Consider the following 15,042-nt stretch of genomic DNA (forward strand, 5'->3'; position numbering starts at 1 on the left):
CCTGAAAGCGAGGGTTTTCGTGACACCGTCACCGAACGACGCAGAGACCGGGGCGGCCGCCCACGCCACGCGCGCTTCGAGCGCGGAGGCCTTCGGCGCGCCCTGCTGGGTGAGCCTGATGGCCCGGGACCTCGATTCGGCGCTCGACTTCTACGGCTCGGTGATGGGCTGGACGTTCCGGCCCGGGTCCCTGGGCGAGGAGTTCCGCATCGCCTTGGCGGACGGGGTCCCCGTCGCCGGAATCGGAGCGCTCGCCCCCGCGCTGCAAGTGGCCGTCGCCTGGACTCCGTACTTCGCGGTCGCGGACGCGGACGAGACGGCCGCCCGCATCCGTGAGCGCGGTGCCACCGTGGCGGTCGGGCCGGTGGCGTTGCACACCGGGCGCGGCGCGCTCGCCGCCGACCGCGACGGTGCCGTCTTCGGCATCTGGCAGGGCTCGCTCATCACCAACTGGGAGTCCTGGCTGAACACCTCCCCCGCCTGGACCCGGCTGCACACCCGCAACGCCTTCGAAGCCGCGATCTTCTACGGCGAGGTCCTGGACTGGGCCTGCGAGCGGCCGGGCTGCTGCGACGTCCAGTACGAGCACGAGGAAGTGGTCCTGCGCCACCGTGGCCACGTCGTCGCGCGCCTGACCTCCGGCGCGGTCGAGGCCGCCCCCGATCCGTCCCTGCGACCGCACTGGCACACCCACTTCGCCGTCAAGGACCCCGAGGACCAGGCCGACCGGGCCCAGGCGTACGGCGCGACGATCCTGGCCTCCGGCGCCTCCCCCACGGGTTCCTGGGTCCGCCTGAGCGACCCCGACGGCGCGACGTTCACCCTGAACGACCACGCGGCCTGACTCAACGGGCCGTCTGTTGAGGGTAGTTGGGCCGCAGTCGGCTCAGCCGGATTGCGCCCGGCCCACCACCAGCCATCGGGACGGCAGCTCGATACGCCGGCCGGTGCCGGTGAACTCCGTTGTGATCAACGGGAGTTCACCTTCGGCGAAGATGGCGAGCCCGGCGCTTTTGAACATGGCCACCACTGCGTCGTCTGTGACCTCGCCGGGCACGATGCCGTGCGCGAAGACCGGGCGGAGTTTCGGCGGCGGGCCCGCCGGGCCCGCGGCGAGCCCCATGAGGACCGGCTTCGCGGCTTCGGCGAGCTCCACCACGAACGCCCGGCCCTCGGCGCCGGTCAACACCGCGATGGCGTCCGCCACGGACCGGCGGTCGGCGGCTTCGCACTGGTGCAGGACACCGCGTACGTACACGTTGGCGTCGCCGAGCCGGGTGTGCAGTTCCTCGACGGCCCGGAGATCGGTGGCGTCGAGCTCGGCGAACTCGGCCTGACACTCGGGGTCCTGGTGGCGGGCGTAGGCGACGGCGGTGGGCGACAGGTCGAGGCCGGTGGTCATCTTCGGATAGCGCTCGGCGAGGTAACGGGTCTGGGTGCCGTTGCCGCAGCCGAGGTCGACCATGGGCAGCTCGGGACGGTCGATTCGGGGCGCGAAATGGGCCAGGTGGCGGGCGGCGGTCAGGGCCGGTTCCGAGTCCCAGAAGACCGCGCCCGGCTCGTTCGGCGCCTCGCGCCAGAAGCCCTCCCAGGCCTCCCTGTACCTATTCGTCACGCTCATGACCGACTCCCCGGAACAGCCTGCACAGTGTCAAGATCGGTCTACCGCGCCGGGGCGCACACGGACAAGCACCGGGCGCATTCCTTCACCACCCGTTCGAGGAGGGGGAGTTGAGGAGCGCTCCGCGAGGGGCGACGCAGGTCAGCGGGGCCTGCGCGTCGTACGGGGAAGCGCCACGTCGAACCACACGGTCTTGCCGTCGCCGGTGCGGCTGGCACCCCACTCCCCGGCCAGCGCGCTGACCACCCGCAGCCCGCGGCCCGCCTCGTCGCGCGGGCCCGCGCTCAGCAGTGTCGGCAGCGTGTGGCCCTCGTCGGCCACTTCGCACAAGAGCGCCTCGGCGCGGACCAGACGGAGCTCCACCCGGCGGCCGTTGGCATGCCGGATGCCATTGGTGACGACCTCGCTGACCAGCAGCTCGACCGTCTCGGTGAGTTCCGACAGGCCCCACAGGGCGAGCTGTCGGCGGACCAGGCGGCGGGCCCGGCCCACCTCTCGCGGATCGGTGGCGAGCCGCCACTCGGCGACGTCGTCGCGGCTGATGCCGTTGAGCCGGGCCATGAGCAGCGCCACGTCGTCCTTGCGGCCGCCGCGGGTGTTGAGGGCGCGGATGATCGCGTCGCAGGCGTCGTCCATGGAGGCGGCGGGGTGCGCCGCGTACTCGCAGAGCGTGGCGAGGCCCACGCCTATGTCCTCGCCGCGCACTTCGACCAGACCGTCCGTGCACATGACGAGCCGGTCGCCGGGCGCGACCTGGATGCGGGCCGTCTCGAAGGGCACCCCGCCGACGCCGATCGGGGCGCCGGTGGGCAGTTCGAGGAGCTCGCTGCGGCCGTCGGCGGACCGCACGATCACCGGCGGCACGTGGCCGGCGTTGGCCATGAGCAGCTCGCCCCTGATGGGGTCGTACACGGCGTACAGGCAGGTCGCGAGGTAGTGCTCGCCCAGGCGCTGCGCCAAGTCGTCAAGGTTGCGCAGGAGTTGGTCGGGCGGCAGGTCGAGCGCAGCCATGGTCTGCACGGCGGTACGCAACTGGCCCATCATCGCGGCCGAGTTGAGGCCGTGGCCCATGACGTCGCCGACCACCAGGGCGGTGCGCGAGCCGGGCAGCTTGATGGAGTCGAACCAGTCGCCGCCGACCCGGCCGAGCAGGGTGCCCGGCAGATAGCGGGTCGCGGTGTCGCAGCCCGTCATGCGCGGGGTGACCTGCGGCAGCATCGAGTCCTGGAGCGTCTCCGCGACGCTCTCCTGGTAGGTGTACATGCGGGCGTTGTCGAGGACGAGCCCGGCGCGCGCGGCGAGTTCGGCGCCGGTCACCCGGTCCATGTCGTTGAACTCGGCCCGTTCGGCATGCCGCAGCAGGATCATGAAGCCGAGGACGACGTTGCGCGCCTTGAGCGGGACGACCAGCATCGAACGGCCGTTGATGAGCGGGCGGATGTCGCGCTTTTCGAACTGCGAGGCGATGGCGGTGCCCATCTGCTCGCTGATCCGGGGCACCAGGACGGGCTCGCCGGAGGTCATGCACTGGAAGAACGGAGTGTGGGCGGGGAACGGCATGGACTCGCCGACCGGTACCACGTCGTCCCAGCGGCCCGGCTCCTCGACGTGTTCGAGCGCGACGCGATGCCACAGGGTCCGCTCGTCGGGCGGTCCGTCGGGGAAGCCCTCGCCCGCGATGACCTGCTCGCGCAGATACGTGCCGGCGACATCGGTGAAGCGCGGCACGACGGCGGCGCTGACTTCCTGGATCGTGCGGGACAGGTCGAGCGAGGAGCCGATGCGTCCGCTGACCTCGTTGAGGAATTCAAGGCGCTCGCGCACCGCCGCGTATTCGAGGTCCGCGGCGAATTCCGGCGACGGCGGCAGCGCTCGCGACACCGGTTGCAGGGGGTGCAGCCGCCGCGACTGGCGCTGTTCGGCGCGCCGGGGCACTCCCCAGTCCGGCGTCACGGGCACCCGGTCGTGCTGGCTGAACTCCAGGACGGGATAGCCCAGTTCGAGGACCTGGGCGACGATGCGGGAGCCCTCGCCGACGCTCATGCTGGGCAGGATCTCCGGCAGCCGCCGGGCCAGTTCGTCGGCTCCTGGGAAGTCGGTGTGCAGGGCGAAGCCGGGCGCTATGCGCTCCACGGGGCCGCCGTCGAGTCCGGTCTCGTCGTGGAGTTGCGCGGCGTCTGCGGCGAGCACCAGGAGGCGCTCGGGCCCGGGGCCGATCAGCGGGTACGCCCACCACAGCACGTCGGCGCGGTCTCGACCGGGCTCGGACAGCGCCGCGCGGCCCGCACTCGGGTAGGCGGTGCGGCCGGTGAGGGGACCGTCGAGGCCGGGGCCGAACTCCTCGAACACCTCGTAGTCGTCGAACCTCTGCTCCAGCGCCCCGGAGACCGGGAGCAGATCGATGGCGGGCCTGCCGACAGCCTCTTCTTTGGCGGGGCCGAACAGCTTGCGCGCACCGGATGACCAGTGCGACACCAGGCCGTCGCCGTCCACGACGATCACGGCAAGCGGAATCCGCCCGGACACGGCGAACGGCTGCGGCGGTGTCGGCGGAGTGCCACTGTCCATGGGTGGAAGGCTCCTTCCCCGCCGCAGGAATGCACGGCGGCAGGACCACCGTAGAGCCATCGGGCCCGCGCGCGCGGGGTAACCCGACAATAGGCGCACGCCCGCGCGGACCGGCGGCCGCGATTGGCGAAAGGTCAGTCCTCGTGGCTCAGTTGGAGGTCCCGCTCGGTGCGTCCGCCGCCCGCGACCTGGAGGACGGTGGCCACCGGCGGATAGCCCGCCGCGATCACCGTGTACTCGCCGGAGGACAGGTCGACGAACCGGAAGGTGCCGTCGGGGCCCGTGGTGAGGGTGTCCACGACATTGCCCGCGGCATCGAGCAGGGTCACCCGAGCGTCCTGAACGGGCCGCCCGCCGCCGGCCCGCACGGTGCCGCGCAGCACGGCGCCGCCGGCCAGTTCGATGTCCTGCCGGGTCTCGCGCGACGCCTGCACGCTCACCGGCAGCGCCGCGGGCCGAAAGGCGGGCGCGCCGGCGGCCAGGGTGTACTCCCCCGCCACCAACTCCGAGATCACATAGCCGCCTTCGCGCCCGCTGCGGGTGGAGGCGACCACTTCTCCGCGTACGTCGGTGAGGGTGACGGCGGCGTCCCGCACGGGGCTGCCGTCGGCGGTGACGACGGTGCCGGCGAGCCGCCCCGCGCCGCCAAGCACCACGTCGAGCTCGACCGGCCGTTCGCCGACGGTCACGGCGACGGCCTGCGGCTGGTGTCCGCCGGCCGCGGCGATCAGGACGTACGAACCGGCGCCGGGCACGCTCAGCGCGTACCGCCCGTCCGCGCCGCTGGCCCCGCGCCCGACCTGCTGACCCCGTACGTCGACGAGGGTGAGGGCGGCGCGCGGCACGATGGAGCCGTCGTGGTGCTGGACGCTGCCGCACACCGGAACGCCGCTGCGGTAGCCGGAGTTGGCGGTGCGTGCGTGGGGCAGGGGTGCGGTCTCGGCCACGGGGGCGTTCTGGGACACCAGCGGTTTCTCCTTGAGGAAGAAGGCGAGGACGAAGCCGAGCACGAGCACCGGCACGAGGTAGAGGAAGATGCGCGGCATGGCCTCGGCGTACGCCCGGATGTAGCCGTCGCGCAGGGCGGGCGGCATGGCGTGGACCAGTTGCGGGGTGATCGACTCCGGGTCGGGCAGCCGGGCCCCGTAGGGGAGTTGCTGCGTGAGGGCGTGGCTGAGTCGGTTGGTGAAGAGGGTGCCGAAGACGGCGGCGCCGACGCTGCCGCCGATCTGCCGGAAGTAGTTGTTGGCGCTGGTGGCGGTGCCGAGGTCGGCGGGGTCGACGGCGTTCTGCACGGCCAGGACGAGCACCGGCATGACGAGGCCGATACCGGCGCCGAGCACGGCCATCCAGATGCTGTAGTGCAGCCGCGGGGTGTCCGTGCCGAGCCGGGAGAGCAGCCACATGCCCACGGCCGAGACCGCGCCGCCGAGGATCGGGTAGGCCTTGTAGTGGCCGGTGCGGCTGATGAGTTGACCGGAGATGATCGAGGCGCCGACGATGCCGCCCATCATGGGCAGCACGAGGAGGCCGGATTCGGTGGCGCTGGCGCCGTCGACCATCTGCAAGAACGTCGGCAGATAGCTGGCGGCGCCGAAGAGAGCGACACCGATGACCGCCCCGACGAGTCCCGAGACGTTGAAGATCGAGTCGCGGAACAGCCTTGGCGGGATGACCGGTTCGGCCGCGTAGTTCTCGACGACCAGGAAGAGCAGGGTCGTTCCGGCCGCCCCGGCGGCGAGGCCGAGGATCGTGCGCGATCCCCAGGCGTACTCGGTGCCGCCCCAACTGGTGAGCAGCACCAGGCAGGTTGACGCGGTGGCGAGCAGCAGCATGCCGAGCACGTCGAGGCGGGGGCGCGCGTCGGGCTTCGGCAGTTTCAGTACGACGGTGATGACGGCCAGGGTGACCAGGCCGAACGGGACGTTGATGTAGAAACACCAGCGCCAGGAGGCGTGGTCGGTGAAGAAGCCGCCGAGCAGCGGCCCCGCCACCGAGGCGAGCCCGAAGACGGCGCCGATCAGGCCCATGAACCGGCCGCGCCGCCGGGGCGGCACGATGTCCGCGATGATCGCCTGCACGCCGATCATGAGTCCGCCGCCGCCGACGCCCTGGACGGCCCGGAAGGCGATGAGCTGGTCCATCGTGCGCGACCAGCCGGCCAGCGCGGAGCCGGCGACAAACACCAGGATCGCGAACTGGAAGACGGGTTTGCGGCCGAAGAGGTCGCCGAGTTTGCCGTAGATCGGCAGGCCGATGGTGGAGGCGAGGAGATAGGCGGTGACGGCCCAGGACACCTTGTCGAGGCCGCGCAGATCACCGACGATCTTCGGCAGCGCAGTCGCGACGATCATCTGGTCGAGCGCGGCGAGCAGCAGGGTGAGCATCAGGCCGAAGAAGATCGTGCGCACCCTGCGCGGGGTCAACGGCTGCTGTGGCGGCGGGAGTTGACACACCACCGGCTGATCCGCCGGGGCCGCGGCGGCCCGCTCGTCCTTCACCAGAGTGATCCCGCCCACGTAACTCTCCCCTCGTCGCGCTTGCGCCGACCATTTCTCGCATTGGGCGACAACCGGGGCAAGCGAGACGGGTGGGGCGGGAGGCGTGCGCCGGGGGCTTAAGCCCTGGCGGGAACCCCTACGGCGCACAACGGGCCGGTACGGAAAACCACCCGAACCGGTGACCGGGCGGGTGGCTCCCGCAGGCTACTTCGCCACCTCGGCGGCCAGCTTGTCGAGCATGGCGTCGTAGATGCGGCCAAGTCCCTTGGGGGCAAAGGCCCTTTCGAAGAATCCGCCGATGCCGCCGGCGCCGTTCCACACGGAGGAGACGACGACCTTGGAGCGGCCCTCGCCCGCCGGCGTGACCGTCCAGGTGGTGACCATGGAGGAATTGCGGTCCTTTTCGACCAGCTGCCCGTCGGTCGGCTCGGTGACCTCCAGGAGGCAGTCGCGCACGCGCTTGCTGGTGGCCTGGAGCTTCCAGTGGACCAGGGTGCCCTCGCCGTCGCCGCCCTCGCGCACCTGGTACTCGCTGAAGTGCTCCGGCAGGAGCTTCGGGCGGCCGTCCTTGTAGTCGGCGAGCGTGTCGAACACGGTCTCCGGATCCGCCGCGATGATCCGCTCCGTCGTGGCCTCGACCTGCGCCATGGCACTTCCTCCAGCACTTGTGTTTCCGGGGTTTTCGGGGTGCGCCAAGCCAACCACCTCGGGGTCTGCCGTCACAATCCGGGTTGCGATCAAGAAGGGAACGTGTGTTCTATTTAGAGGTGGGAGTGACCGAATGGCCCCGAGGAACCGGAGGAGGCGTTCATGCGCTGGGAGAATCTCGCCGATGACGACACCCCGGCCGACCGGGCCGGCGCGGCCGCCCTGTTCGCTGCGGACGCGGTGACCACCCGCACGTTCGACACCCCCGAGTTCCGCGGGATCACCTTCCACGAGATCCGGGCGCGTTCGATCGTCAACCGGGTGCCGGGCGCCTCCCGCATGCCGTTCGAGTGGACCGTCAACCCGTACCGTGGGTGCTCGCACGCATGCGTGTACTTCGCGTGACCCTCTTGAGCCCGGGAGGGCCGATGCTCAGCACTCCGAACGCGGACAAGGCCTGGAAAGGCATGACGAGGTCATTCCCGACCCCGGAAGCGCCAGACCGGTATGCCGCCCCGAGCAAGGCGGAGAGGACGGCTTACGCCGTGCTGCTGCGTGGACCGGCTGCGCGCTCAGGCGGCGCCGACGCGAGTCAGTGAGGTCTTTCAGCGGGGCCACTGAACGGGTGACGGAGTCGATGCCCGCAACGCACGAGGCTCCCGTGCCGTTGGGGGAGGTGTTCGAAGTCTCAACCCACAGGCACAGCAGCCACGTTGGTTCCGTACTCTGCCGCACTCGATCTGCCTCACGGCCTGGTCGAGTGGGTAACCATGCTCATCGTCACCCGCGAGGGTGACCGCCGCTGCAAGCTCCCGCCGCATCAGCGTGCGCTGGTCGGTCTGGTGCACCTGCGGCAGCACGACATCTCGCCCAGCGTGCTGCCGGGTTCGGCATCTCCGTGGGCACCGCTCATGCCTGCACGACAGCCATCATCGCCCTGCTCACGGACCGCGCACCCGGGCTCCTGCGGACGCTCGTGAAGCCGACCCCGACTACGTCCTGGTGGACGGCACCCTCGCGGAGTGCGACCGAGTCGGCGACAGCTGGGCTGACTTTCCCCACAAACACCGCCGACACGGGGTAAACGTTCAGGTGGTGACCAACCCGGCCGGACAGTTGCTGTGGATGTCGCCTGCCGTGCCTGGCCGCGCGCACGACCTCACCGCGGCCCGCACCGGATCATCCGGAGCTGCGAGCGCCAAGGCGTTCCCGGCCTCGCCCACCGCGCGTACATGGGGGCCGGCCCCTGGGTGACTTTGCAACAGTCCTGCCCTACTGGACGGCCGCTTTCTTCGGAAGGGGCCCTCTGGCGTATGTCCGTGTGTCATGGCTGACTAAAACTGGTGTGTGCAGTCACGGAGGAGGAACTGGCCGCGGTCCGGCGGGATATCTGCGACCGGGCCTTACTACGGGCCGTGGCACCGGGCAGACGGCTTCCTCTTGAAGGTGGCTCTTGCCGAGGAAATATACGGAACTCCTATCCCTGCCCACGCATGAGTTGCTCGGCTGATTGCTAGGATCAACTCATGCATGATCAAGGGGTAGTTGTCTCGGTCAATGTCACACCGTCGCTCGTCGCCGCATGGTTCCACCGGCTGTTCACTCATCCCGTAATCGAGATCGACGGGCAGGAACAAGCCACGCGATGGGGCACTACGGAAGTAACGGTCGCGCCGGGTGAGCACCTGATAAGCGTGTTCTTCCGATATCGCTGGCAGCAACATACGCGCCTCGCCGAGAGCACCCAGGAATTCTCCACGGAGACGGGCGTACGGCGCGTGGACATCACCGCGAGGCTCGGCCCTCGCAATGGAAGCAGGTTCCGCATCGGTACACCGTCGGTGCACCGGTAAAGGCGAAAACGCCCGTCCCAACCGACGGGCGTTTTCACGTACCTACCGCCATCACGGGACGGCGGCGACCGTGGGCAGGGCACCGCATTCCGCGCAGTGCCGCACCTTCGGCTCGGCCGGTGGTGCGTCCGACGCCCGCTCCGGCCGACCCCGTTCCGGCGTCGCGCAGACGATCGCGGAGCCGATCATCACCACCGCGAAGCTCCACAGGCCCATCGTGAGGATGATCGAACCGTGCAAGACGATGTCCATCACCATCCCGGCCTTGCGCCAGCGGTCGGATGCCAGCACACACACGCCGATGGCGATCTCGATGACCAGCGCACCCCAGGTCAGGGCGGTAACGGCCGTAGCGCTCCTGGACATCCACAGAAACAGCGAGTCCCACGGCTGTCCCACGCCGAACATGTTGTCGCGCAGGAAGTAGTACTCGGCGGTGCCGTTGGCCCAGTCAGCCACGCCGAACTTGCTGACGGCGCTGTCGAGATACAGGTAGGCGATCTGCACCCGTATCGCCAGAAACGCAACGAAGGACACCGTCCGCCATGAAGGCGTCTGCTTCCGGACCGGCCGCTGCCAGTGCCACGTACGGCCGTCGGCCAGCGCGATGGGAATCATCAGCAGGCTCATGATCATGCCTATCGACTCGCCGCCGTCGGGCACCGCGATGCTGACCGCGACCGAGTACGAGGCCCACGCATGGGGAACGGCCGTCCAGCGAGGGCGGTAGCCACTGGCGACCACCACCAAGATGGCGATCAACAGCCACCGTCTCGGCTCCATGCCCAGCGCGTCACCGCCGAGGCACAGTGCCGACGCACCGCGGACGGAATCGCAGCGCGGGTATTCCCCCATGGCGACGACCGGCACGAGCAGTGCCTTGACCGGAGTCAGCAACAGCACGCTCAACTGGGCCAGCGCGATGACGGTGCGCCCCACACCGAACCAGCGGGACCGCAGATCGTGCCGCGCGGTGCGCCTGGCCAACCGGTCGGCCATTTCCTGTACGGAATTCCTTACGACGGGCATCACTTGCATCGGACGTCCAGGTGCACGATCCGCAGCACGCGTTTTTCGTAGGAAACCTGGTTGCGGAAGCTCCACGGCACCGTCTTCTCCTGGGTGAGGTACGAATCACCGCACACGGTCGGCACCGGACTGGTGTTGTCCACCTTCACCGCCGGTTTCCTGGACGCCTCCTTCATGCAGTCGTCCAGATAGCCCCCGCAGTCGGACCAGTGCCCGGTCGCCGCCGCGTTGAAGAAACCCAGCTCGGGCCCTTGTGCGCGCTGCGTACGCGACAGCCCGAACATGTTCGAGGGATTGCCCTGCGGCGTGTGCAACAGGTTCCGGGGAGAGCCGTCGGCGCCCAGCGCGTAGGCGCCGGTCTGCTCGGACTGGGGATTCCGGGTGAAGAACGCCCAGTTCTCCGGAGTCAGGATGTTCAGGGCCGACCGGGCGCCCTTGGAGTGCCGGCTGCTCAGCGCATTGCTCGGCAGTGTGTAGAAGAGCGCGGCGGCCAGGTAGCCGAAGACCACCAGGCAGGCGACGGAGAACAGGGCAAGTTGGCGCATCGATCCGGTCCGGGGCTCCCCCGGTCTCGAATGCGTGTCGGTGGACGTGCTGGCCATATGGGCGCGATCCCTATGCGGTGCGGAAAGGTGTCGGATGCGTCACCGGAGGCTCTGCCGCGCCGCTCCGGTAGCGAATACGGCGCGGCAGAGCGGTCGTTGTCAGAGGGCCGCCGCCACGGCGGAGACCATGTTGTCGGCGTCCAGGCTGTTGGGCTGGCTCATGTCGAAGCCGTAGCTCACGGCGGCCGGGACCACCACGAGCGTGACGACGGCCTCGGTCGCCCCGGCCACGTTCGCGTAACCGATGGCGTTGATGGCGCCCACGGCGTTGATCTCGATCGCGATGTAGGCGTCGTGCCAGAACCAGCCGTTGGCGCGGTTCGGGCTCTTCATGGCCGGCGACTTGTGCTGGGTCATGAAGGTCTTGAGGTCATCGTTGAGCCGCTCCATGCCGGCCTTGGCCTGGAACGGGTCGTTGATCTGGACCGCGACTGTCACCTTGTCGTGGAAGTCCTTGTCGACCGCCTTGAGGTCCTTGGTGAACACCGCGATCTGCTCAAGCGTCACCTGGCTGGTCTGGGGGGACCGGCGCGACCGGATCTGCTTGGCCAGGTCCGGGTGCTCGTCCGCCGCCTTGCCCTTGGCGAAGACGAGGAGACCGACGATGTCCTCGTCGGAGTACTTGACGTGGTGCGCGGCCGGCTTGACCGCGGTGCGGATGGCCACCGGGGCGGCGGACGCGGACGCGGAACCGTAGGCGACGCCGACGGTCAGCACCGCTGCCACGCAGGCGAGCGCACCGGTCTTCTTCAGATTCATGTGGGGTACCTTCGAATAGTCGTTGTGTGCGTGCTCTGCCGTTTCCGGGCAGGCGACATCCACGCTCCGGTCACGGGCAGTGCGAGGGAGCGACGATCGGCTTCGGTGAATGGCGCCGGGCCACGGGCACCGAACGGGCCACCCGATCAACGGTGTTGGAGCCCGGTGGCGGAGATCCCCTCCGCCACCGGAGCGGGTGGGGCGGGCTCAGACCGGCCGGTGACGCTCGCGGCGGGCCGCGGAATTGGCCGCGGCGGCGGACGAGGTGGCGATCGCCAAGTCAAGGGCGCCACTCACCGCCACAATCACCGCGAACCCCCAGAACGGGCCTTCGGCAAGGGCATTGATCAGCGAAGCGATCGCGGCCCCGGCCAGCACCGGTACGAGGCGCACATAGCGCCGTCGGGCCTCGCGCTGACCGGCTTTCCAGGCGGCGTCGTCGCCGAGCGTTTCCCTCGTCCGTACACCCACGAGCGGATTCCTGGCGAGCGTGCCGTTGCGGCTCTTGCGGGCGATGGTCAATACGCCCACGGATACCGCCACATAGATGACGGCGAGAACGGTCCCCACCACGAGATGGGTATTCATAGCGTTGAACTCATTTCCCCCGGCTGAGCCCACTGATGCTGTTACTTGAGCATCCTTGCACCCCAGTTCGAGACGGACAACGCCGAGTTGATCGATTTAACGGCTCCCTAACCGCACCCCTTTCCGCCCTGAACGGCGCGGCCAGCAATCGCCGACAAGGTTGTCGGCGAGCTGGTTCCCCTTGGTCGCGCCGACAACCAGGACGATTTCGCTGACCCGGTGCGGGCGGCCGGTTCTCGTGAAACAAAGCCACCCCCTGGACAAGCTCGTCGCGGTCACCGGCGCCATGGTTGAGCGGCCGCGTCGGCTCTGGGGTACGCAGTTACGAGGTCGCCGTCTCCGACGGATCGGCCGGCACCGGCGGGCGGTCGTTCGCCTTCTGGAGGGTGAGGACCATCGTCATGCCGCCGCCGGGGGTGTCCTCGGCTGCCAGCGTGCCGCCCATCGCTTCGGCGAAGCCGCGGGCGACGGCGAGGCCGAGTCCGACTCCGGCGCCGCGCGGGGCGTCCCCGTAGCGCTGGAACGGGGCGAAGATGCGGGACTTTGCCTCGTCGGGGACGCCGGGGCCTTGGTCGGCGACCCGTACTTCCACCCGGTCGGCGATCGCGCTGGCCGCCACCAGGACCCGTTCACCCTCGGGGCTGTATTTCACGGCGTTCTCGACGACGTTGGCCACGGCCCGCTCCAGCAGGCCCGGGTCCACCGCGACCATCGGAAGGTCCTCGGGGATGTCGAGTACGACGCTGTCCTCGGGGACGCCGCCCAGTGCCATCGGGATGACCTCGTCGAGGTCTATCTCTCTGATGATCGGGGTGACTGTGCCGGTCTGGAGGCGGGACATGTCCAGGAGGTTGCCGACCAGGTGGTCGAGGCGGTCCGCCCCCAGCTCGATGCCCTCCAGGAGCTCCGCCTCGTCTGCCTCGGACCACTCCACGTCGTCCGAGCGCAGTGAGGTGACCGATGCCTTGATGGAGGCGAGTGGGGTGCGCAGGTCGTGGCTGACGGCGGCGAGCAGGGCGGTGCGGATGCGGTCGCCCTCCGCGTAAAGCCTCGCCTGGTCGGCCTCTTCCTGGAGCCTGCGGCGGTCGAGCACGACGGCGGCCTGGGCGGCGAAGGCGCCGAGTACGCGTCGGTCCTCGGCGGGCAGCACCCGGCCGGTGAGTGCGAGAGCCATGTGGTCGCCGACCGGCATGTCCACGTCGGCGTCCTCGGGGCGGGGCACGGGTGAGGGGCCGACGCTGCCCGCGCAGCTCCACGGTTCGGTGTCGGCTGCTCGCTCCAGGAGGGCGACGGACTCCATGGCGAAGGTCTCGCGGACGCGTTCCAGCAGGGCGTCGAGGCTGGTTTCGCCACGCAGCACGCTGCCCGCGAGGAAGGAGAGGATCTCCGATTCGGCGCGCAGCCGGGCGGCCTGCTGGGTGCGGCGGGCCGCGAGGTCGACCACGGAGGCCACCGACACCGCAACCAGCACGAAGATGACGATGGCGACGATGTTCTTGGGGTCGTAGATCGTCAGCTCGTGGACGGGCGGGCTGAAGTACCAGTTGATGAGCAGCGACCCGACCAGGGCCGAGGCCACGGCGGGCAGGAATCCGCCGAGCAGCGCGGCCGCCACGGTCAACGACAGGTAGAGCAGCATGTCGTTGGCGATGCCGAGGTCGGTGGTGAGGTTGGTCAGCAGCAGGGTCAGCAGGAGTGGACCGACGACACCGGCCAGCCAGCCCCACACGGTTCTGGTGCGGCCGAGCCGGGCGCCGCGTCCCGTCGGGAGGCCCCGGCCCTTGGCTGCCTCTTCGTGGGTGACGATGTGGACGTCGAGGTCGGGCCCGGAGTCGCGGGCCACGGTGGCGCCGACGCCGGGGCCGAACATGTACTGCCATGTCTTGCGGCGGCTGGTGCCCAGGACGATCTGGGTGGCGTTGACGCCGCGCGAGAAGTCGAGCAGGGACTGCGGGACGTCGTCGCCCACGACGTGGTGGAAGCTTCCGCCGACGTCCTCGACCAGGGTGCGCTGGACGGCCAGTTCCTTCGGCGAGGCGGATGTCAGGCCGTCGCTCCGCGACACGTACACGGCCAACACCTCGCCGCCGGCGCCCTTTTCGGCGAGCCGGGCGGCGCGGCGGATGAGCGTACGTCCTTCCCGGCCCCCGGTGAGGCCGACGACGATGCGTTCGCGCGAGCCCCAGATCGTGGAGACGCTGTGCTCGCTACGGTATTCCTGGAGGTATTCGTCGACCCGGTCGGCGACCCAGAGCAGTGCCAACTCGCGCAGGGCGGTGAGGTTTCCGGGCCGGAAGTAGTTGGCGAGGGCGGCGTCCAGCTTGTCGGGCTTGTAGATGTTGCCGTGTGCCATGCGGCGGCGCAGCGCCTGGGGTGACATGTCGACGAGCTCGACCTGGTCGGCCCGGCGCACCACTTCGTCGGGCACCGTCTCCTGCTGCCGGATGCCCGTTATCGACTCGACGACGTCACCGAGGGATTCCAGGTGCTGGATGTTCACGGCCGAGACGACACTGATGCCCGCGGCGAGGAGTTCCTCGACGTCCTGCCAGCGCTTGGTGTTGCGCGAGCCGGGGATATTGGTGTGGGCCAGTTCGTCGACCAGGACCACCGACGGACGGCGCTCCAGGACGGCGTCCACGTCCATCTCCTGGAAGACGGTGCCGCGGTATTCGACCTCACGGCGCTCGACCTGTTCCAGGCCGTGCAGCATCACTTCCGTGCGCGGTCTGCTGTGGTGTTCGACGAAGCCGATCACGCAGTCGGTGCCGCGTTCGACGCGCCGGTGTGCCTCGGAGAGCATCGAGTAGGTCTTGCCGACGCCGGGCGCCGCGCCGAGATAGATGCGGAGCTTGCCGCGTGCCATGGCC

General features: G+C 69.6%; 11 protein-coding genes and 2 pseudogenes. 4 read left to right on the forward strand and 9 right to left on the reverse strand.

Annotated elements, in window-relative coordinates:
* Nucleotides 1-19 precede the first annotated feature (19 nt).
* Nucleotides 20-844: a VOC family protein gene (locus OG522_RS07505; protein ID WP_329462160.1), complete on the forward strand. Its 825-nt coding sequence runs from the start codon at nucleotides 20-22 to the stop codon at nucleotides 842-844.
* A 42-nt stretch (nucleotides 845-886) separates the two neighbouring features.
* Here the strand turns inward: OG522_RS07505 and OG522_RS07510 are convergent, their stop codons facing one another.
* From OG522_RS07510 to OG522_RS07525, 4 genes are all read right to left on the reverse strand, one after another.
* Complete coding sequence (locus OG522_RS07510; RefSeq protein ID WP_329462161.1) at nucleotides 887-1,621, reverse strand: class I SAM-dependent methyltransferase; 735 nt, start codon at nucleotides 1,619-1,621, stop codon at nucleotides 887-889.
* 141 nt (nucleotides 1,622-1,762) lie between these two features.
* On the reverse strand, nucleotides 1,763-4,189 hold the full coding sequence (locus OG522_RS07515; protein ID WP_329462162.1) for a SpoIIE family protein phosphatase: 2,427 nt from the start codon (nucleotides 4,187-4,189) through the stop codon (nucleotides 1,763-1,765).
* 134 nt (nucleotides 4,190-4,323) lie between these two features.
* A complete protein-coding gene (locus tag OG522_RS07520; protein WP_443074670.1) occupies nucleotides 4,324-6,708 on the reverse strand; it encodes an MFS transporter in 2,385 nt (794 codons plus the stop codon).
* Nucleotides 6,709-6,894: 186 nt separating this feature from the next.
* Complete coding sequence (locus tag OG522_RS07525) at nucleotides 6,895-7,338, reverse strand: SRPBCC family protein (RefSeq protein ID WP_329462163.1); 444 nt, start codon at nucleotides 7,336-7,338, stop codon at nucleotides 6,895-6,897.
* A gap of 162 nt (nucleotides 7,339-7,500) precedes the next feature.
* Between OG522_RS07525 and OG522_RS07530 the strand changes: the two are divergent.
* The 3 genes and pseudogenes from OG522_RS07530 to OG522_RS07540 all read left to right on the forward strand — a co-directional run.
* Nucleotides 7,501-7,734, forward strand: a pseudogene (locus OG522_RS07530) (Rv2578c family radical SAM protein); the annotation flags it as partial.
* A 317-nt stretch (nucleotides 7,735-8,051) separates the two neighbouring features.
* Nucleotides 8,052-8,630, forward strand: a pseudogene (locus OG522_RS07535) (transposase family protein); the annotation flags it as partial.
* Nucleotides 8,631-8,864: 234 nt separating this feature from the next.
* On the forward strand, nucleotides 8,865-9,191 hold the full coding sequence (locus OG522_RS07540; RefSeq protein ID WP_329462164.1) for a hypothetical protein: 327 nt from the start codon (nucleotides 8,865-8,867) through the stop codon (nucleotides 9,189-9,191).
* Nucleotides 9,192-9,242: 51 nt separating this feature from the next.
* Here OG522_RS07540 and OG522_RS07545 read toward each other — a convergent pair whose 3' ends face one another.
* The 5 genes from OG522_RS07545 to OG522_RS07565 form a co-directional block, all read right to left on the reverse strand.
* Complete coding sequence (locus tag OG522_RS07545) at nucleotides 9,243-10,190, reverse strand: sporulation-delaying protein SdpB family protein (RefSeq protein ID WP_329462165.1); 948 nt, start codon at nucleotides 10,188-10,190, stop codon at nucleotides 9,243-9,245.
* A 29-nt stretch (nucleotides 10,191-10,219) separates the two neighbouring features.
* Nucleotides 10,220-10,765 carry an SdpA family antimicrobial peptide system protein gene (locus OG522_RS07550; protein ID WP_329462166.1) on the reverse strand — a complete coding sequence of 182 codons (546 nt, stop codon included), beginning with the start codon at nucleotides 10,763-10,765 and terminating at the stop codon, nucleotides 10,220-10,222.
* 159 nt (nucleotides 10,766-10,924) lie between these two features.
* Nucleotides 10,925-11,584 carry a sporulation delaying protein family toxin gene (locus OG522_RS07555; protein WP_329462167.1) on the reverse strand — a complete coding sequence of 220 codons (660 nt, stop codon included), beginning with the start codon at nucleotides 11,582-11,584 and terminating at the stop codon, nucleotides 10,925-10,927.
* Nucleotides 11,585-11,791: 207 nt separating this feature from the next.
* Nucleotides 11,792-12,172 carry an SdpI family protein gene (locus tag OG522_RS07560; RefSeq protein WP_329462168.1) on the reverse strand — a complete coding sequence of 127 codons (381 nt, stop codon included), beginning with the start codon at nucleotides 12,170-12,172 and terminating at the stop codon, nucleotides 11,792-11,794.
* 322 nt (nucleotides 12,173-12,494) lie between these two features.
* Nucleotides 12,495-15,038, reverse strand: coding sequence for a sensor histidine kinase KdpD (locus OG522_RS07565; protein ID WP_329462169.1), 2,544 nt, complete (start codon nucleotides 15,036-15,038; stop codon nucleotides 12,495-12,497).
* Nucleotides 15,039-15,042: the final 4 nt, after the last annotated feature.

This window comes from Streptomyces sp. NBC_01431, assembly GCF_036231355.1.
Taxonomy (GTDB): domain Bacteria; phylum Actinomycetota; class Actinomycetes; order Streptomycetales; family Streptomycetaceae; genus Streptomyces.